The following is a 19158-nucleotide window of genomic DNA, read 5'->3' on the forward strand; positions in this document are numbered from 1 at the left end:
GCTATTCAATTGAAGGAGGAACGGGTATGGATTGGGGAAGGGCCAAAAATGTGCTGATCTACGCTTTTTTACTGTTGAACCTACTGCTGTGTTATCAGTTGTGGATTGACCTGCGCGATCAGGTCAGCGCCAATCTGGATTTCACTTCCCTCTCCGAAACCACACAGCAGGTGATGGAGCAGAAGGGAATCCGTATTCTGTGCCCCATCCCGGCGGCAACGCCTCAGCTTCCTGGGATTACATACCGCTACTCCGGGGATGAGCAGAGCGAGCAGCCGGTGCTGCTCAAGCGGCCCATAGATAGTAAGCTGATCTTTACGTTCTCCGAACTTAGTCGTGAGCTGCAGAGTGAAATTCCGGATATCTCAGATTATCAGTTCGATCCATTGGAAAGCGAAGCGGGGAAATTCGTGCTGCATCCACTGGTGAAGAAGGAGTGGCCGCTGTTTAGGGTCAGGCTGGAGCTTATTTACAACAATCAAAAGATTGTGGCGTACCGTCGCCCCAATATTCAGATAGGACCCGGCAACAATGAGGATGTCCAGAAGGTGCTTCCGGCATCCAATGCCCTAAGCAGCCTGATTGAGAAATATTTTCCGCCAGATACGGCAGTCAAGGAAATTGTACTTGGTTATTATGGGGAGTTGTTCAATTCCGAAAGTCAGGTGGCTGCCCCGATGTGGCGGTTCATGCTGGAGAATGGCAAGTCCTATTATGTGGACGCCATCAGTGCGGACATCATTAGTCCCAAGACAACAACAGATTAGAATATCGTGATTTCAGGATAGAAGGAGTAGTAAACATGGGGATATCTTTTTCAGTATTGTCGAGCGGGTCTACAGGTAATGTAACTGTGGTACGTAATGGGGAGACGACGCTGATGATTGATGCGGGTCTTAGTGCGAAGCGGATTGACGAACTATTGGGCATGCGTGAGCTGACTGGGCGCGATATAGACGGAATTCTGGTGACCCACGAGCATTCTGATCATATCAAAGGACTCGGGGCTATGGCCCGTAAATATGAGCTACCTATCTACGCCAACACCAATACCTGGGGGGCCATCGAGAAGGGCATCGGGAAAATACCGGACCATCATCGCATTATTATGGAGACCGGACAGCAGAGGGATTTCGGTAGCCTGCGCGTGGAGTCGTTCGCAATCTCTCATGATGCAGCAGAGCCGGTGGGCTACAATTTTTATGATGGCAAAGAAAAGCTATGTGTGGCTACAGACCTGGGATATGTCAGTGATAAGGTAAGGATGGCGATTGCGGATTCCGATGTGATGGTGCTGGAGGCTAATCATGATATTGAGATGCTGAGGATGGGACGCTATCCGTGGAACACCAAACGCCGTATTCTCGGCGACATGGGCCATCTCTCCAACGAAGCCGCAGGCGCAGCTCTGAGTGAGATTTTGACCGGCAGGACGAAACGCACCTATCTGGCGCACTTGAGCCTGGATCATAATATGATGGACCTAGCTAAGATGTCTGTACGCGGTGCCATGGAGGACCGGGGTTGCTTCTACAAGGACAGTGAGTTCAAGCTATGTGAGACTTATTATGACCGCCCTACGCCATGGGATATGGTGAGCCAGCCATAAGCTGATCCAGTTCGGCCGTCTTGTGCTCCAACTCCTGACGGGTGATCAGGCCCTTGTCGATCAACAACTCTATGATGGCACTGAGGGCGAGTGTCATATGGTAATGCTCATCCTTCAAATCACCCAGTTTACCGATAAATTGCACCAAATCCATGCCTAGCGAAGAGGATTCCATTTCTTTGCACCTCCTTTGGGGATGAGATAGGGGTTTGGGAAAAATGTGCAGAATAATTACGGCGGAAAAGCCGCGAAAGCGTGCCCGCCTGTGATACAATCAATACAGAGCGTTTAGGCGTAAGTGACAATTGGAGCTTTCTACTATTGTAGTCTTTTAAGTCGTAAAATATTCCCTGATTGAAAGAATATGAGACCCCTACGCTTGGAACCCGCCTATTTGGGCGAATGGATAAAGTGAAACCTTTTGGCACTCTTTGGAGTCTTAGAAGAGTACGAAGCCGTTCGGGTGTTGCTTGGCGTTCAGGTATGAATGCAGTAGCAATAGAGGGGAGAGGATTACCGTTGGGATTGTTTGATGATGATTTTTATTCAACGAAGGTACCACGGCGGAGCAGAGAACAAGACAAATCCAAAGGTTTGTCACGCGGGTGGCGAACTAGCAGATCGCGTCGGAGTCTCTCAACATGGCAGATTTCTGCGCTTAGCTCCGTAATCAGTGCGGTGGTAGCGGTATTGCTGTTCAGCGTGGTGACTGGACATTGGGCGCCGGAGCGAGCAGTAGGATCTACCGTTATTGAGAACGTGACGCCGAGCAGTGGCGATCCTTATGATCGTATTATTCAGGCGGCGGCGATGGTTCGTCCTGCCGTAGTAAGCATCGTTAACCACAAGGAAGATAACAAGGAACAGAATATTCTGGATCAGTCCTCACTGGGCTCCGGAGTTATTTATAAAAAAGATGCGAATAAGGCCTACATCATAACTAATAACCATGTCGTTCAGGGTGCAGGTAAGCTGGAGATTGTTACGGTGTCGGGGGAGACCCGCAGAGCGGAGCTGGTCGGTGCAGATAAAGTAACCGATATTGCTGTGCTTTCGATTGATGCCAAGGGCATCAACACCATCGCTCAGATCGGTGACTCCTCCAAACTGCGTCTCGGGGAGACCGTCATAGCTATTGGCAATCCACTTGGCCTTGGTGATACGCTAACCTCCGGTATTATAAGCTATACGGAGCGGAAGATTCCCGTATCGCTCAACCAGGATGGTGTGTACGACTGGGAGCAAGAGGTCATCCAGACCGATGCGGCGATCAATGAAGGTAACAGCGGTGGTGCGCTGGTTGATCTCAACGGCAAGGTTATCGGGATTAATACGATGAAGATTTCGGATACCGGCGTAGAAGGGCTTGGCTTTGCCATACCGACCAATCATGTTATGGAGACGGCGGAGGAGCTAACCAGCAAGGGGAAGATCGCACGATCCTATCTGGGTGTCTACACGGTCGATCTGAACAACCCTTATGTTCCACTGGCCGAAGACCAGCGCAAAGAGCTGAATCTGCCTGTGGCTGTTAAAGACGGTGTAGTCGTGCTCGATGCTGTTGGACCGGCAAAGGTAGCGGGACTCCAGTTCAACGATGTTATCACAAAATTTGACGGAGAGCCCATCACATCTACCCTTTCACTGCGGAAGTATTTGTATAATCACACTAAGATCGGTGATGAATTGCAGATTACTTTTTATAGAAACGGGGTTCTAAAACAGGTATCGGTAAAACTTTTAGAGAAGCCTGAGGAATAAAACCTTCACAAATGGTATATAATGATATAGCAGTCATGACCAGCCAGGCTGACAGCCCTTACATTGGGAAGTCAGCCTTTTGTGGGAAAAAACGGAGATATTCGGATGGGTCAGCTTGCCTTTACTTCGAAGGTGTGGTACTATGAGAACAATCAGACATTTGATACTAATCCTCTTATTGAAAAGGGCTGTCAGGTCAAGCGATATACAACCTTTTTCAATGTGTGAATTTTTTCTTTGTTTGAAGATAAAAAGAACATATTAATTTAAATTTGTGGAGGTTACACACATGCAAACAGGTACAGTTAAATGGTTCAACGCTGAAAAAGGATTCGGATTTATCGAAGTTGAAGGCGGTAGCGACGTATTCGTACACTTCAGTGCGATCACTGGCGAAGGCTTCAAAACTTTGGACGAAGGCCAACGCGTTGAGTTCAACGTTGTTCAAGGCAACCGTGGTCCACAAGCCGAAAACGTTGTAAAACTGTAATAATAGAAGATACCGTCCCCGCTTGTTGAAAGTTGGGACGGTCTTTTTTTAACAGAATTCAACAACCTTTGTAAGGGCTCCGTACTGGGGCTTTTCTTATTATTATAGAGGTGTAAGCATAAATCTTAACATTTTGGGGTATCATGTATCGTTAATCCACTTGTGACATAAAGGAAGGAGGAACGGCAATGAACTACCGGAAGAAACCCGTGGAGGAAATCCCGGAAGAGAATACCGCGATTTGGGCCTGTACGAACGAGGGGTGCAATGGATGGATGAGGGACAATTTTGCTTTTGACACTGTGCCTTCTTGTCGTCTATGCAACGCTCCAATGGTCCGCAGTATGAAGATGCTGCCGCTGCTGCTCAATTCCAACGGTGATCTGAAGTCGCTGAAGAAGGGTATTTCCATTACGTGACCGGCGCCTTTATGAGCCAAGCTTAGTATAGAATAACGCACAAACTCCGAGACGGTTAAACCGTCTTATTTTTTTTGCTTTTTTGTCACTACTTTGTGATATTTGTCACAAAATTATTATTTTTATAGCAAAAATAGAGCGTATAATGTGATTTACATCACACAGTTCCCTTAAAATTTTTGACAAAATAGACGTATTGATAAGGGAGAGGGAAGGGGAGAAATATGGATACAATCATGCTGTCACGTATTCAATTTGCGTCGACGACAATTTTTCACTATTTCTTTGTGCCGGTGTCTATTGGGCTAGCGCTTTTAATTGCCATCATGGAGACCATGTATGTAAGAAAAGGCGATGAAGAGTACAAGAGAATGGCGCAATTCTGGGGAAAGCTATTCCTCATAAATTTTGCAGTCGGGGTAGTTACAGGTATTCTGCAGGAGTTCCAGTTCGGGATGAACTGGTCAGATTATTCACGATTCGTCGGTGACGTGTTTGGTGCACCGCTGGCCGTGGAAGCTCTACTGGCTTTTTTCCTGGAGTCTACGTTCATCGGGCTGTGGATCTTCGGCTGGGACAAAGTCTCTAAGAAGGTGCATCTGCTCTCGATCTGGATGGTGGCTTTTGGTACGATGATGTCGGCTTTCTGGATTCTGACGGCTAACTCATTCATGCAGCATCCGGTGGGTTTTGCGATCAACAATGGACGTGCAGAAATGAATGACATCTTTGCCCTCATAACGAACGGACAATTACTGGTGGAATTCCCGCATACGGTGTTGGCGGCCTACGCTACAGGCGCATTCCTTGTAACGGGTATCAGTGCCTATAAGCTGCTGAAGAATCAGGAAGTATCTTTCTTTAAGAAATCTTTTCAAATTGCGGCGATTGTCGGCATTATCTCTTCTGTGGGTGTAGCCGTGGCAGGACATGCCCAGGCACAATACCTGGTAGAGACTCAGCCGATGAAGATGGCGGCTTCCGAAGGACTATGGGGTGAGAGCGGCGATCCTGCACCTTGGACGGTGTGGGCGAATATTGACCCTACGAACAAGACTAACAGCGGTGAATTCAAAATTCCGTATTTGCTTAGTTTCCTGTCTTACAGTAAGTTCTCTGGTGAAGTTAAAGGGATGAACCAATTGCAGGCAGAATATGAGCAGCAGTACGGACCTGGGGATTATATCCCTCCGGTACGGACTACGTTCTGGAGCTTCCGGATCATGGTCGCTGCGGGTACGGCAATGATCGTGCTTGGTCTGTATGCGATTTACTTGATTTGGCGTAAAAAGATGGACCGTCCGAATACCTGGTTCATGCGGTTCATGTTCTGGGGACTGCTGCTTCCGCCAATCGCCAATACGGCGGGCTGGGTGATGACCGAATTTGGCCGCCAGCCGTGGACGGTATTTGGTTTAATGCAGACCAAAGACAGTGTATCGCCTAATATCACAAGCGGACAGGTGTTGTTCTCAGTGATTTCTTTTACAACGATCTACTTAATTCTGGGTCTGGTACTGGTCGGCTTGTTCATCAAAGTTATCAAAAAAGGTCCTTATGCCATGGATAACGATCACGGCGATTCCCATGATCCATATAACAAGGAGGGATCCCATGCTTTCTCTTAATGAATTGTGGTTTGTATTGATTGCGGTTCTGTTCATCGGGTTCTTCTTCCTGGAGGGTTTTGACTTTGGTGTAGGAATGGAAACACAGTTCCTGGCCAAGAATGATACGGAGCGCCGGGTGCTGATCAACTCCATTGGACCGTTCTGGGATGCCAATGAAGTATGGCTGCTGACGGGTGCAGGCGCGATGTTCGCGGCCTTTCCGAACTGGTATGCGACGCTATTTAGCGGATTTTATATTCCCTTTGTGTTCGCGCTATTGGCGCTGATTGCTCGGGGTGTGGCATTTGAATTCAGGGGCAAGCGTGATTCTCTAGCCTGGAAAAGAACTTGGGATGTCTGCATCTTCCTCGGCAGCTTCCTCCCACCATTCCTGCTGGCTGTCGTATTCGCAAGCTTCATCAAAGGCCTGCCGATTGACGCGAACATGCAGATGTATGCCGGATTCACGGATATCGTTAATATCTACACCGTTGTTGCCGGGATTACAGTCGTTCTGCTGTGTCTGGTACACGGCCTGATGTTCACGACATTGCGTACGATTGGAGATCTACAGGTGCGGGCCCGCAAGCTGGGGCAGAAGCTGTTGATTCCACTCGGCGTACTACTTCTGGGTTTTGTGGTAATGACCTACTTCATGACCGATATCTTTGAAAAGCGTGGAACACTGCTTCTGAGTATAGTAATATTGGGTATTATTGCATATGTACTGGCAGGCTACTTCATGTTGAAGAAGAAGGACGGCTGGGCATTCGGAATGACCGGAGCAGTATTCGCCTTGTCGGTGGCTTCCATCTTCGTGGGACTGTTCCCGCGGGTGATGATTAGCTCCATTGATCAGGCGTTCAACCTGACGATCACAAATGCAGCTTCCGGTCATTATTCACTGAAGGTTATGACGATTGTGGCGTTGACGCTGCTGCCGTTCGTGCTAGGTTATCAGATTTGGAGTTATTTTATCTTTCACAAACGGGTTCACGAGAAGGAGCATCTTGAATACTAATGGATAAAAATTTGCTTGGGTACAAAGGAGTTAAGCCGGTCTTTCTGATCGTCGGCTTCCTGACCCTGGTGCAAAGCCTGTCCATTCTTCTGCTGGCCAAATGGCTGGCGGAAGTTGTCTCTGCGCTGTTTGCGGGAGCACCGCTGAAGGAACAATGGGGTACTTCCCTGTTGTTCCTTCTTGCGTTTCTGGTGCGCCATGTGTGCGCCCTGCTGATGAGCCGGGTATCCTACCGGTTCGCGGAAGCGACCGGAAGCAGCATGCGGCAGCAGATGATGGATAAGCTGTTCCAGCTAGGGCCGAGATTAGCAGGCGACCGGGGCACCGGCACGCTGGTTACACTGGTATTGGAAGGCGTAACGAAGTTCCGCACTTATCTGGAGCTGATCATTCCACGGATGGTTGGAATGTCAGTCACACCGCTAATGCTGCTCGTCTATGTGTACACACAAGACACGACAAGCGGCGTAATTCTCACCGTGACGATGCCGATCATTATTGCCTTTATGATCCTGATTGGTATGACCGCACGCAAACAAATGGATCGTCAGCTAAAATCCTATCGGACACTGTCGAATCACTTTGTCGATTCCCTCCGGGGTTTAGAGACGCTGAAGTTCCTCGGCCGCAGCCGTAGTCACAGCGAGAGTATTGCCCATGTGAGCGACCGTTATCGCTCAGCTACGATGCGTACCTTGCGCGTGGCATTCCTGTCATCCTTCGCACTGGATTTCTTCACCATGCTTTCGGTAGCTTCCGTGGCTGTCAGCCTCGGTCTGCGGCTGGTCAATGAGCAGATGACACTGGTCACCGGGTTGACCATCCTGATCCTGGCACCGGAGTATTTCCTGCCGGTCCGGCTCGTGGGTGCGGATTTCCACGCCACGCTGGATGGGAAAGAAGCAGGTGAGGCCATGAAGAGTATTATTGACCGGGAGACCGTGCAGGCGGTGAAGTTGGAGGGGAGTGGAGTTGGTATAACTGCCCCAGGGTTTGCTGTAAAAGGGACTGTCACGGGTACTATGGCTGGTGATGTAAGTAGTGCTGGACCTATTGATGGTGCTGATAGTGCAGGCAGTGTTGGTAGTGCTGATAATGCCAATAGTGCTGGTCGGGCTGGAACTAATAGAACTACCGGCACCGCCCCTGTGGCGAAGCCCTCCGCTGCTTCCGACTTTGTTTGGACTAACGACGCCATTCTACAATTGAATGGTGTGGGTGTTAGGTATGAAGAAGGCGGATTGTCCTCGTTGGAAGGGGTCAATTTGCAGTTCGCAGGGGCGACCAGGATCGGTATTATCGGGGAGAGTGGAGCAGGGAAGTCCACACTGGTGGATATCCTGGGCGGTTTTCTGCACCCTACGTCTGGCAGTATTACCGTGGGCGATAGCACGTTCAGCTCGTTGACAGACGAAGCTTGGCGGAAGCAGACGGCTTATATCCCACAGCGGCCATATATCTTTAGCGGCACGCTTGCTGATAATGTACGCTTCTATTACCCAGAAGCTTCATTGGACGATGTCCGGAGAGTAATCGGCGAAGCCGGATTGTCGAGATTGGTAGATTCTCTGCCAAACGGACTAGACGAAATGATTGGCGGCGGCGGTCGTTCCCTCAGCGGGGGTCAGGAACAGCGGGTGGCACTGGCCCGTGCCTTGCTAAGTAGCCGTCCAATCATGCTGCTGGATGAGCCAACAGCCCATCTAGATATTGAGACGGAGTACGAGCTGAAGGAAACGATGCTTCCGCTATTTGCCGGGAAGCTGGTCTTTCTCGCGACACATCGCTTGCACTGGATGGTAGATATGGATCTCATCGTCGTGATGAAGCAGGGGAAAGTAGCTGAGACTGGCACTCATCATGAACTGATCGCCCGTAAGGGTGCCTATTATGAGCTTATTCAATCGCAACTGGAGGGAATCCATTGAAACGAGAAGGATGGTTCGCCCCATATGTATCTTCATACTTCTGGCGGTTTGTGCTGATTATTGTCCTTGGTGCACTGACGGTGTTCTCGGCTTCTTCTCTGATGTACACCTCGGGCTTCCTAATCTCTAAGGCGTCTATCCCACCAGAAAATATATTAATGATCTATGTCCCGATCGTCGGTGTACGCACCTTCGGAACAAGCCGGGCCGTGATCCACTATGTGGAACGGCTCGTCGGTCATGACACGATCCTGCGGATTCTGTCCAAGATGCGTGTCCGCCTGTACCATATACTGGAGCCACAGGCGCTGTTCTTGTCCTCACGCTTTCGGACAGGTGACATCCTCGGTATGCTGGCCGACGATATCGAATATTTGCAAAATGTATATCTACGCACTGTCTTTCCTAGTATTATCGCGCTGTTGCTGTATGGTGCGGCAATGATTGCCCTCGGCACTTTCGATCTGACCTTTGCGCTGCTGATGGGCCTGTATATTCTGGTGCTGGTGATTGTGCTGCCACTGGTCTCGCTACTGTTCACACAAAGACGGCAGCGTGAAGTGAAGCAAGAGCGCAATCGGCTCTACCAGAAGCTGACGGATGCTGTACTAGGCATGGGCGACTGGATGATTAGCGGACGGCAAAGTCAGTTCGTGGCGACTTATGAAGCCGACGAACGGAAGGTAGCCCACACTGACGGCTGGCTGCGGGGCTGGGCCCGCCTGCGAATGTTTATTGGGCAGGCGATTGTCGGTATCGGCGTGCTGTCCATGCTTTACTGGGCAGCGGGGCAATACGCAGGCGGAGCCATTGCCGGAACGCTGATCGCAGCGTTCGTGCTGGTGGTCTTTCCGTTAGCGGATGCCTTCCTGCCGGTATCGGAAGCGGTGGAGAAGATTCCACAGTACCGAAACTCGCTGGAGCGGTTGTCCGGGGTGGAGGATAGGGATGGGGCGCCTACTCAGGGTGCTCGAGTGAAACAGAATGGGCAGGGAACCCGTGCGGTAAGTGCTGGTGTATTGGAAGTAGCGCCAGTGGCTGGAGGCCGTACAGAAACATTGGATGAAGTACGTACGCAAAGTGCTGGAATAGCGAAAATCAAAGTGACTGTTGCTGGGCGCGACATTTCGACTACTACGGGGCAAGCTGGTAATGAAGGCCACAGCCAACATGATATTGCAATACAAACACACATCCGGCTGGAGAATGTCGGCTACCGGTACGGAGCCGATGATGATTGGTCTGTCCGCGATCTAAGCTTAGATCTCCCACAGGGGAAAAAGATCGCGATCATCGGCCGCAGCGGAGCGGGAAAATCGACGCTGCTGAAGGTCATTCAGGGTGTGATTCAGCCGACGGAAGGTTCGGCTGAGATTAACGGGCGGGCCGCCGCGTCCTACGGCGACGACATTCCTTCGCTGATTGCGGTACTCAATCAGCGTCCGCATCTGTTCGACACCACGGTGGCGAACAATATCCGGCTTGGGAATCCGCAGGCTTCCGAGGAAGAAATTCGCGCCGCTGGCGCGCTAGCGAAGCTCGACAGCCTGATCTCTTCCCTGCCGGAAGGCTATAACACGCCCGTGCGTGAAGCCGGGCAGCGCTTCTCCGGCGGCGAACGGCAGCGGATCGCGCTGGCGCGTATCCTGCTGCAGAACACGCCGGTCGTCGTGCTCGACGAGCCGACCGTGGGTCTCGACCCACGCACCGAGCGCGAGCTGCTGGCTACGATGTTCCAGGCGATGGCCGGAAAATCGCTGGTCTGGGTTACGCACCACCTTGTAGGTGCGGAACTGATGGACGAAGTGATTTTTATGGAGAATGGAACTGTCGAAATGCGCGGCACTCATGCTGAGCTGCTGGAGAAGGAGCCACGTTACCGCAGGTTGTATGAGTTGGACCGGCCGGTGGAATCCCTTGGTTAGTAAGAAGGCATATAGATTTGGATCATGACAGAGATTCAGCGTGGAACTTTAACCGAAGTGGAATAAGTGGAAGATAGATAATGACAAAGCCCCGCCAGACAAAAGTCTGACGGGGTTATTTTTTCACAATAATAGAGGACAGGGTCACCTTTTTATAGTTCCGTACATGAATGTCAGCAGGAGAAGTAGAGTGCACCCCACTTTTAATTCAATGGGAGCCTTAAGGGTAAGGCCTACTATTAGATATGAGAGGAGTATTCCTATATGCTCTGTCTGGTACTTGGTGAACTTTTGTTTGATAGTCCGGAATATAAAGACGCCTGCAGCGAACAGGCTGAAAGCAACATACAATATGGTTATGAGCATTGAAATCCTCCGAGTAGTATTTGCATCTGCATCTCTATATTATCGGATATAATTTCCAGTATTGCACCTGCTTCTAAGGAAATGACAGGAATCGACGGTGGGGAGTTCCCTTTTACCTGGAAGTGTGGTAGAACAGTAGAAGGAGTATTACGCCGCAGCGGCACAGAAAGGGATGCTTGGTTGAATGTATGTAGTGTGTAAGGAACACGTGGAGCTGGCCATTGACAGGTTTGTGGACGAGTACGAAGACGCACCGGATGTAGTGGATCTGAAGGAAACGGAGTTCTCTGACTGGGACCCGCCGGCGAAATGTGCGGAATGTGAGAAGAATGCTGAGTATTTGGTCGTGTAAGCGATCTATAGTTAAATGATAAGATGATGAAAAGGACGTGAGTGCTCACGTTCTTTTTTTAATGCTCAATATAGGTAAGCTGTAGACATCTAGCTTTGCAACCTCCTGAGGATATCGGTATCTATGGAGGGTTTGCTGTTTGAGTGAGATGAGCAATGTGCTCTCCCCCTTTTATTGTGATTTTTCTATTTTATCAAAGCGGTTTCGCTGAAAAAAACTTGAGCTATAGCTTACTAAATAATAAGATTGCTCATTAAGAGTACTGATGTCAATTTTAGAAGGCACTCTCACCATTGTTTTTTCGCCAAGCGCATTTATTACAACAATGCTGTCTTTAGATATCTCTGAGAGTTGAACAATAGCGGATGTACGAGCTCTACTGAATACTAAGAAAAATAGGACAACCCCTAAAATGATCAGTATAGCGGGTATGTTTTTCTTTATTTTATTCATGTACCCTCCCCCTTACTGGATATTATATACAAATTGTGTTCGTTAGTCTTATTTTAAATGTACTTTGCACTGAATAAGTGATAGAAGAGCTCCCACCGATGAGACACTAGCAAGTGGCTCTTTTTTTTCCTCTAAGGCACCTGATGTCGAACTTTCGCCCATGCCCCTGCATAGCATATAGCACCTATTGAGTTACAGGTGAGAAGGGGGCGCACGACATGGGGACCCAGCTATCAGCGATCCACTATGTGTATCTGGTGTTCATTGTGTTCATTCTTGGGCTGCTGATCCGGCGGCGGGATACGACGATGATCTGTGTGGTTGGGATTTTTGCTTTGGGTCTGCTCGCGACGAATACGCTTAGCGGTTCGGTGTCGGGGATCTTCAATTCTTTTGTATATGCGACAAAAGAGCTGCTCGGTACGATCATGATTATCTCCATTATTGTAGCGATGAGCCGGATTCTGATTATTACCGGGATCAATGAGACGATGGTTGCGCCGCTCAGCCGTTTGATTCGTACGCCGTCCATGGCTTACTGGGGAATTGGGATCATTATGATGGTCACTTCCTTCTTCTTCTGGCCTTCGCCGGCGGTCGCTTTGATCGGCGCTGTATTGTTGCCTGTTGCCGTTCGTGTCGGTCTGCCTGCGCTGGGAGCGGCCATGGCGATGAATCTGTTTGGTCACGGTATCGCGCTATCCGGGGATTACATTATTCAGGGTGCCCCCAAGCTCACCGCAGACGCAGCCGGACTTCCGGTAAGCAGTGTGATGGAGGCCAGTATTCCGCTTGTGATTGTCATGGGGCTGGTTACGACAGTGGCCGCGTTCTGGCTGATGCGCAGAGATCAGAAGAATGGAACATGGCGGAATGGGTTGGTCACGGTAAAAGGGGGCAGTTCACTCACGGAGGTGGGAGAACAGCTAATAGGACCATTGCTACTTAGCCCTCGTGTCAAAAAAACGCTGGCGATCGTCATTCCGCTTCTATTCCTGCTCGATGTCGTCGCGATGTTCGTTCTGAAGCTGCAAGGCGGGGATGCCACAGCACTCGTGGGCGGTACGGCGGTACTTATTCTGATCGCTATCACCATGCTGGCCCACCGCAACCGGGGACTTGAAAAGATCACATCCTATTTAATAGAAGGATTTGTTTTTGGATTCAAGGTGTTCGGACCGGTGATTCCGATTGCGGCTTTTTTCTATCTGGGCGATTCGGCGTTCACCGAGTTGTTCGGAAAAGTGCTCCCGGAAGCCTCGCACGGCATCGTGAACGACCTCGGTGTCGCTCTGGCGGATCATGTTCCGCTTAACGGTGCAGTGGGCGCGGTCACCATGACCATAATCGGGGCGATCACCGGGCTGGATGGTTCGGGCTTTTCCGGAATTTCACTGGCTGGTTCCATCGCGCAGCTGTTCGCATCCGCCATTCATACCGGGGCAGCGACGCTGACCGCACTGGGGCAGGTGGCCGCAATCTGGGTTGGTGGAGGTACACTGATTCCATGGGCGCTCATTCCGGCAGCCGCCATCTGCGGGGTTAGCCCGTTCGAGCTGGCCCGGCGCAACCTGAAGCCTGTACTGCTGGGGCTGGCGGTGACGACGATTGTCGCGATGTTCCTGGTGTAGTGGGATAGGCTTGCCTGTAAAAAGCATCCGCGGGTAGCGGGTGCTTTTGTGCGTATATGTACGGCTGTCTTGAATGGCTACACATTGTGGTACACTAAAAGAAAAGTGGAATTTCAGCGGGACTCCGCCGTGTGATCATCCGGGAGTGGGTCACAGGGTGAACTGAAATATGGACCTGATCGCCTGCTCGGACGTATACCTTTAAAAGATAATGATTTGACCGGTGGCAGCTAAGCCCCGCAACATAAGGGAGGTTCTCAAGATGGCGCATCCACAACATCCGTCTGCACAGTTAGAGACACTGGAGCAGCTTGATGCCGCACTGGCTGAAGTCACGAAGTGGGAAAAAGAGCAGAAAAAGCTGATGATCTGGGACCGCATGTCCCGCCTGCCTTTTAAACTGCTGGATAAGATTACACCGAAGATTATTCACGATAAAATAGGCCAACTGCTCGACGAATTGGGCGGCTATATCCAGAACGGTGGCAACTATCTCGTAGCGGGCCGTAAGGTCGGAACCCTCGTGGCTTCCCAAAGTCAGGCCGCTGGAGGTTCTGAGCGAGGCCCCTATTCCTTATCTGTTATGGATGCGTCAGCACTTCAGCTTATCCAGACTGGACGGGAGACAGCGACCATTCAGGGAGCGACCACTGGAGTTGGCGGTGTATTCACTCTGGCAGTAGATATTCCGGCCACTCTGGGCCTGTCTCTGAAGGTCATTCAGGAGATTGGCTTGTGCTATGGCTATGATCCGACCGATAAGGCGGAACGGATATTCACGGTAAAAGTGATGCAGTTCGCTTCCTCGGACATCGTTGGTAAGCAGGCGATCCTGGAAGAGCTGAACCTGCAAACAGGTGGAAGCGGAGATATCCTTGAAGGCACAAACGCAGCCTTATCCAAGATTAAGGGCTGGCACGAAGTCATCACCGTATACCGGGATAACTTTGGTTGGAAAAAGCTGTTGCAGATGGTCCCGGTGGCGGGGATTGTTTTTGGCGCTTATACCAATCGCAAAACGATTGAGGATGTAGGTGAGACTGCACGCATGCTGTACCGGAAGAGAAGGATTCTGGCGCGGATGACGGAGATGCGGGGAGCAGCCGAGTAAGTGGAGATAAGCGCTTGAAGCTGTAGGAGTAAGAGTGCCAGATTTGAATCGGTAGAAGCGGTTAATAAAGAAAAAGTTTGGGATAAGAGCGACCGGAAGTCCAGACATGCTACCTTAGTGACGCCCGGGCCTTTCGCTGGAGCTACACCCCATGAAAGAAGATAGATTTTAGACATAGTATTGTAAGCAAACAGATGGAGGGTTTTATGTTAATTCAGATTATTGGCGTAGGCAAATTGAAGGAAAAGTATTTGATCGACGGCATCGCGGAATATGCGAAAAGGCTGACGCCTTACCTCAAATTCCAGGTGATTGAGGTAGCGGATGAAAAAGCACCGGACTCGATGAGCGAAGCAGAGGTGGTGCAGGTGAAGGGGCGCGAGGGCGAACGCATCCTCGCGCAGATCAAAAGCGAGGCGCATGTTATTGCGCTCGCGATCGACGGCAAGCTCTGGAGCTCGGAAGAGCTTGCCGGAGAGATTGACCGGCTCGGAACCTATGGGACGAGCCATGTCGTGTTCGTCATCGGAGGGAGCCACGGGCTCTCCGACGATGTCATGCGCCGCGCCCAGCAGCGCATGAGCTTCGGGCGCATGACGCTGCCTCATCAGCTCATGCGCCTGGTGCTGGTCGAGCAGATTTATCGCGCGGTGAAGATAAATCGGGGGGAACCGTATCATAAATAACGGCGAAAAATTTGCTGTAGAAAGTTCGGTTCAGAGCCGAATTGTAGAATGCACAAGTTGCCTTTAAGCCCGGAACGCCGCGGCACACCTAGGCGTATTTTCGCTGCTTAACTCGGGCTAAAAAGGCGGTAATAATGTGAAACGGTGCTTGTTCATTTCATTAACGGGAGGAATACAGCATTTTTTGTCGAAGATATGCTTATGATAACCAGAAAAAAATTTCTTTTCAAAGTCGGCTGCTTTTTCCTAATCCTAACGGCAATGCGAATCATATGGATACTTTTTCAAACTACTCCTGATCATCTTCATGCCATTAAGGGTGAATTGGATTTACGAAATTGGGATTTCACGGACAATCGTACGCTATCACTCGATGGGCAGTGGGAGTTTTATCCTCGTTTATTGCTTCAACAGAAGAACAATAGCGAGCACTTCATCCCCGATGATAAAGTGTTTATTGATGTACCGGGAACCTGGAACAACGCTATAGATGACGATAAAAATCCAACCTTCGGTTACGGAAGCTACCGTTTACGGCTCCTGATCGATCCTGATAAAGACCAATTGTTTAGTATCCGTATGCCCAGTATCGCTTCCTCCTCTAAGCTTTATGTCAATGGACGCTTATTGGCCCATTCCGGTAATCCTGCCGCTAACGCAGAGCAATATACAGCTGGCAATGTGCCTTATACCGCTTCTTTTGCCACCGATCAGAGCGAGATCGAAATTATTATAGTTGTAGCAAACTATACCGACCGTTTGTCGGGAGGTCTGTTTTTTCCTGTTAAATTCGGCACTGATCGTGCTATCGACAAGGCTGTCGGATTTTCAGTAGTCGCACAGGTAGCGGTTTGTCTTCTCCTTCTGATGCATGTCACCTATGCATTAATCTTATATTGGATGGGAACTAGACAGAGAGCACTGCTCTATTTTGTGATACTGATGCTTTGTGCTATTATCACAATCCTGATCGACGATGATCGGTTATTGCCGGCTTGGTCTGCTGTAAACTACCATTGGACTTTAAAGCTATATTACTTGGCATATCTTGGCGTCGCCGCGTTTATGACTCAATATATCAAATTGCTTTTGCCCGAATATGCAACCTATAAGAGCTTCCGTTGGTATTCAATCCTATGTGCAGTTTATGCCTTATTTGTGCTGATTCTGCCGGTCAAAACGATCATGCTTGCTGATACTCTTCATACATTTATAATCGTTGTCCCTTTCTTTGTGCTCCCAGTCCTAATATACCGTTCAGTTAGAAAGGGCAATGAAGATGCGATTTATTTATTATTCGGTTTAACGGGTTTAACAACGAGTTCGATCTGGGGCGTTATTAAAAATACAGGCATCATTGAAATGAACTTCTACCCTTTCGATATGGTCATTAGCAGTGTCGCCTTTGGTGCCTTCTGGTTTAGAGGTTATGTTCGTTCCAACTTGCAGAGAGCAAAGCTCACAGAGCAGCTTCAAAAAGCGGATAAGCTGAAAGATGACTTTCTGCTTAATACCTCTCATGAGCTGAGAAACCCATTGCACGGCATGCTCAATATAGCCCAGACCGTCCTAAATAGCGAAAGCAGATATGATGAAGATAAAAATAAAGAACATATGAAGCTGCTTATTTCTGTAGGAAAACGGATGTCCTTCTTGCTGAATGATTTGCTGGATGTAACGATGCTTAAAGAGAGCCGTGTGCGGCTTCAGGTCGAGAATATTCAAGTGCAAACCCTTGCTACAGGTGTATTGGATATGCTGCGATTTATGACGGAAGGCAAATCCATTCGACTTATTCATAACATCCCGGATAATTTCCCCTACGTTATCGCAGATGAGAATCGCCTGATTCAGATCCTGTTTAATCTGCTGCATAATGCTGTGAAATTCACTAATGAAGGCTCTATCACAATAGGGGCACAAATTATAGATCATAAAGCCCACATACATATCACGGATACTGGAATTGGGATGGATCTGGAAACACAGCAAAGAATTTTTCAACCCTATGAGCAAGGTGAAGGGGAACAAACCGCAAGTGTAGTTGGACTTGGACTGGGATTAAACATCTGTAAGCAGCTTGTAGAACTGCACCATGGAACGCTTTCTGTCAGCTCCACACCAGGTCAAGGCTCCTCTTTCACTCTAACCTTGCCTTTATCTGATATTTCTCGTAATCAAGATGATGTTGATTCTGTTGCTCTGCTCTCTTCAGGCTATTTAGAGACCGCAGCAGCTAGTTCAAGCTTAATTTCCGAAGCTAATACTACATTAGCTGAAGATAGGCCTAAAATTTTAGCTATCGATGACGACCCAATTAACCTGAGCATCTTGGTCAATGTTCTGTCTATAGAGCGATATGATATCGTAACAGCTACAAGCGGGGCTGAGGCATTAGCTTATCTGGATTCTCAAGAGTGGGATTTAATTATTACCGATGTGATGATGCCCCTTATGTCCGGTTATGAGGTTACGCGGGCCATACGTGATCGTTTTTCTGTATCGGAGCAGCCAATCCTGCTGCTAACTGCACGCAATCGGCCCGAGGATATTGAGGCCGGCTTTCTGGCGGGAGCTAATGATTATGTGACAAAGCCTGTTGATGCGATGGAGCTGAAGTCACGTGTGAGATCATTGACCGAAATCAAAAAATCCATCAGCGATCGGTTGCGGATGGAAGGAGCATGGCTTCAAGCACAAATCCAGCCGCACTTTCTATTCAATACTTTGAATGCCATCGCAGCTTTAAGTGAGTTTGACTCAGACCGCATGCACAATTTGCTTGTTGAATTCGGTAAATATCTCCAGGGAAGCTTTGATTTCCGCAATTCTGAGCGTTTGATCCCGCTGAATAATGAACTGGACCTTGTTCGATCTTACCTGTTCATTGAAAAAGAACGTTTTGAAGAACGTCTTCAAGTAACTTGGAATATCGATGAGAGCATGGAGCTTCTTATTCCCCCGCTTTCGATCCAACCGCTGGTTGAGAATGCCATCCGCCATGGCATCTTGAAGCGTACCGAAGGCGGGAGCATTCATATTCAAATTCTGGATCTTGGCTCCTACGCTGAGGTGTCAGTGGCAGATAATGGTGTTGGGATGGATAATCAGACCCTCCAGCAGCTGGAGGGTAAAGAATCCAGACGAAAATCAGGCATAGGTCTGACTAATACTAATCGCCGCCTAAAGCAGCTTTATGGCAGCGGTTTGCAAATCCGAAGCAATCTCCATCAAGGCACTACGGTTACCTTTATCGTTAAAAAGTGAATAGGGAAGAAAACTCGATAACAGACTGATATAAGGAAGGATCTATGGGTTTGTAGATCTGCTCCTGACCGACATGATTCATAATCGATTTTTGAAACCGTGGAGCTTTGTTTAATTTTATGAGCAAAACAGTGGAAAATCCTATGCAGTGGCATACTTAGGCCGATTTTTCGCCGATAAACCCGTTAAGCTGAGCCTTATCATAAGTAGGGCGAAAATATTGGTGTCGGATAGGGACTAGAAGCCTGTAGTAGTGATGGAGCAAGGTAGCGAGAATTTGAGTTAATACGACTTCAAGATGATCTATTTTTTAATATCTATCCTTACGAATATCAGGATAATATAGTCATAAGTAGAGTATCCCCTTATGGTAAACAGTGAAGAGCATTCATGAAGTATTGAACGCTAAGCTGTTTCATTAAGGGGATATTTTTTGCGTTCAGAGGAGAGTCAATACCAATAGTAAGTGCGAAGTTAAAGCTTTCTTTAGGTTCATAAATTCGCTAATCCTTCATGATAAAATAGAATT

The 19158-nt window shown here is 48.9% G+C and carries 17 protein-coding genes; 15 read left to right on the top strand and 2 right to left on the bottom strand.

Annotated elements, in window-relative coordinates; translation table 11 throughout:
* Positions 1-26: 26 nt before the first annotated feature.
* Both yycI and ACFVRY_RS22285 read left to right on the top strand, forming a co-directional pair.
* Entirely contained in the window at positions 27-767 is a 741-nt protein-coding gene (gene yycI, locus ACFVRY_RS22280; RefSeq protein ID WP_387502503.1) for a two-component system regulatory protein YycI, read from the top strand.
* Positions 768-802: 35 nt separating this feature from the next.
* The gene (locus ACFVRY_RS22285; protein WP_066377873.1) at positions 803-1609 is read left to right on the top strand and encodes an MBL fold metallo-hydrolase; all 807 of its coding nucleotides are present in this window, start codon (positions 803-805) and stop codon (positions 1607-1609) included.
* Here the strand turns inward: ACFVRY_RS22285 and ACFVRY_RS22290 are convergent.
* A complete protein-coding gene (locus ACFVRY_RS22290; RefSeq protein ID WP_387502504.1) occupies positions 1578-1784 on the bottom strand; it encodes a hypothetical protein in 207 nt (68 codons plus the stop codon). The two genes, ACFVRY_RS22285 and ACFVRY_RS22290, sit on opposite strands and share 32 nt — an antisense overlap.
* Before the next feature lie 344 nt (positions 1785-2128).
* Between ACFVRY_RS22290 and ACFVRY_RS22295 the strand changes: the two genes are divergently transcribed.
* The 9 genes from ACFVRY_RS22295 to ACFVRY_RS22335 all read left to right on the top strand — a co-directional run bounded on the left by ACFVRY_RS22295 (position 2129) and on the right by ACFVRY_RS22335 (position 11481).
* Positions 2129-3370, top strand: a complete 1242-nt coding sequence (locus ACFVRY_RS22295; protein ID WP_387502708.1) for a S1C family serine protease — start codon at positions 2129-2131, stop codon at positions 3368-3370.
* An 81-nt stretch (positions 3371-3451) separates the two neighbouring features.
* Positions 3452-3598: a hypothetical protein gene (locus ACFVRY_RS22300; protein WP_387502505.1), complete on the top strand. Its 147-nt coding sequence runs from the start codon at positions 3452-3454 to the stop codon at positions 3596-3598.
* 61 nt (positions 3599-3659) lie between these two features.
* Positions 3660-3860, top strand: coding sequence for a cold-shock protein (locus ACFVRY_RS22305; protein WP_039878010.1), 201 nt, complete (start codon positions 3660-3662; stop codon positions 3858-3860).
* Positions 3861-4048: 188 nt separating this feature from the next.
* Positions 4049-4279, top strand: a complete 231-nt coding sequence (locus ACFVRY_RS22310) for a cold-shock protein (RefSeq protein ID WP_066377880.1) — start codon at positions 4049-4051, stop codon at positions 4277-4279.
* A 224-nt stretch (positions 4280-4503) separates the two neighbouring features.
* Positions 4504-5907, top strand: coding sequence for a cytochrome ubiquinol oxidase subunit I (locus ACFVRY_RS22315; RefSeq protein ID WP_387502506.1), 1404 nt, complete (start codon positions 4504-4506; stop codon positions 5905-5907).
* Positions 5894-6910 carry a cytochrome d ubiquinol oxidase subunit II gene (cydB, locus tag ACFVRY_RS22320; protein WP_387502507.1) on the top strand — a complete coding sequence of 339 codons (1017 nt, stop codon included), beginning with the start codon at positions 5894-5896 and terminating at the stop codon, positions 6908-6910. Before ACFVRY_RS22315 ends, cydB begins: the two co-directional genes overlap by 14 nt.
* Positions 6910-8838 carry an ABC transporter ATP-binding protein/permease gene (locus ACFVRY_RS22325; RefSeq protein WP_387502508.1) on the top strand — a complete coding sequence of 643 codons (1929 nt, stop codon included), beginning with the start codon at positions 6910-6912 and terminating at the stop codon, positions 8836-8838. Before cydB ends, ACFVRY_RS22325 begins: the two co-directional genes overlap by 1 nt.
* Complete coding sequence (locus tag ACFVRY_RS22330; protein ID WP_387502509.1) at positions 8835-10763, top strand: amino acid ABC transporter ATP-binding/permease protein; 1929 nt, start codon at positions 8835-8837, stop codon at positions 10761-10763. Before ACFVRY_RS22325 ends, ACFVRY_RS22330 begins: the two co-directional genes overlap by 4 nt.
* A gap of 550 nt (positions 10764-11313) precedes the next feature.
* A complete protein-coding gene (locus ACFVRY_RS22335; protein ID WP_066377900.1) occupies positions 11314-11481 on the top strand; it encodes a CxxH/CxxC protein in 168 nt (55 codons plus the stop codon).
* Between the two features lie 171 nt (positions 11482-11652).
* On the opposite strand, the gene ACFVRY_RS22340 is transcribed toward ACFVRY_RS22335, so the two are convergent.
* A complete protein-coding gene (locus ACFVRY_RS22340; RefSeq protein WP_387502510.1) occupies positions 11653-11934 on the bottom strand; it encodes a hypothetical protein in 282 nt (93 codons plus the stop codon).
* Positions 11935-12152: 218 nt separating this feature from the next.
* Between ACFVRY_RS22340 and ACFVRY_RS22345 the strand changes: the two genes are divergently transcribed.
* The 4 genes from ACFVRY_RS22345 to ACFVRY_RS22360 all read left to right on the top strand — a co-directional run bounded on the left by ACFVRY_RS22345 (position 12153) and on the right by ACFVRY_RS22360 (position 18629).
* Complete coding sequence (locus tag ACFVRY_RS22345; RefSeq protein WP_387502511.1) at positions 12153-13565, top strand: hypothetical protein; 1413 nt, start codon at positions 12153-12155, stop codon at positions 13563-13565.
* A gap of 262 nt (positions 13566-13827) precedes the next feature.
* A complete protein-coding gene (locus ACFVRY_RS22350; protein ID WP_387502512.1) occupies positions 13828-14676 on the top strand; it encodes an EcsC family protein in 849 nt (282 codons plus the stop codon).
* Positions 14677-14882: 206 nt separating this feature from the next.
* Positions 14883-15362, top strand: coding sequence for a 23S rRNA (pseudouridine(1915)-N(3))-methyltransferase RlmH (gene rlmH / locus ACFVRY_RS22355; RefSeq protein ID WP_387502513.1), 480 nt, complete (start codon positions 14883-14885; stop codon positions 15360-15362).
* Positions 15363-15563: 201 nt separating this feature from the next.
* The gene (locus ACFVRY_RS22360) at positions 15564-18629 is read left to right on the top strand and encodes an ATP-binding protein (protein ID WP_387502514.1); all 3066 of its coding nucleotides are present in this window, start codon (positions 15564-15566) and stop codon (positions 18627-18629) included.
* Positions 18630-19158: the final 529 nt, after the last annotated feature.

It is taken from the genome of Paenibacillus sp. NPDC057934 (genome assembly GCF_042887565.1).
GTDB lineage: Bacteria > Bacillota > Bacilli > Paenibacillales > Paenibacillaceae > Paenibacillus_AQ.

Bases quoted from the DNA above. Each gene is read 5' to 3' on its own strand.
- yycI (WP_387502503.1), top strand. From the start codon at position 27: ATGGATTGGGGAAGGGCCAAAAATGTGCTGATCTACGCTTTTTTACTG.
- ACFVRY_RS22285 (WP_066377873.1), top strand. From the start codon at position 803: ATGGGGATATCTTTTTCAGTATTGTCGAGCGGGTCTACAGGTAATGTA.
- ACFVRY_RS22290 (WP_387502504.1), bottom strand. From the start codon at position 1,784: ATGGAATCCTCTTCGCTAGGCATGGATTTGGTGCAATTTATCGGTAAA.
- ACFVRY_RS22305 (WP_039878010.1), top strand. From the start codon at position 3,660: ATGCAAACAGGTACAGTTAAATGGTTCAACGCTGAAAAAGGATTCGGA.
- ACFVRY_RS22310 (WP_066377880.1), top strand. From the start codon at position 4,049: ATGAACTACCGGAAGAAACCCGTGGAGGAAATCCCGGAAGAGAATACC.
- ACFVRY_RS22315 (WP_387502506.1), top strand. From the start codon at position 4,504: ATGGATACAATCATGCTGTCACGTATTCAATTTGCGTCGACGACAATT.
- cydB (WP_387502507.1), top strand. From the start codon at position 5,894: ATGCTTTCTCTTAATGAATTGTGGTTTGTATTGATTGCGGTTCTGTTC.
- ACFVRY_RS22325 (WP_387502508.1), top strand. From the start codon at position 6,910: ATGGATAAAAATTTGCTTGGGTACAAAGGAGTTAAGCCGGTCTTTCTG.
- ACFVRY_RS22335 (WP_066377900.1), top strand. From the start codon at position 11,314: ATGTATGTAGTGTGTAAGGAACACGTGGAGCTGGCCATTGACAGGTTT.
- ACFVRY_RS22340 (WP_387502510.1), bottom strand. From the start codon at position 11,934: ATGAATAAAATAAAGAAAAACATACCCGCTATACTGATCATTTTAGGG.
- ACFVRY_RS22345 (WP_387502511.1), top strand. From the start codon at position 12,153: ATGGGGACCCAGCTATCAGCGATCCACTATGTGTATCTGGTGTTCATT.
- ACFVRY_RS22350 (WP_387502512.1), top strand. From the start codon at position 13,828: ATGGCGCATCCACAACATCCGTCTGCACAGTTAGAGACACTGGAGCAG.
- rlmH (WP_387502513.1), top strand. From the start codon at position 14,883: ATGTTAATTCAGATTATTGGCGTAGGCAAATTGAAGGAAAAGTATTTG.
- ACFVRY_RS22360 (WP_387502514.1), top strand. From the start codon at position 15,564: ATGATAACCAGAAAAAAATTTCTTTTCAAAGTCGGCTGCTTTTTCCTA.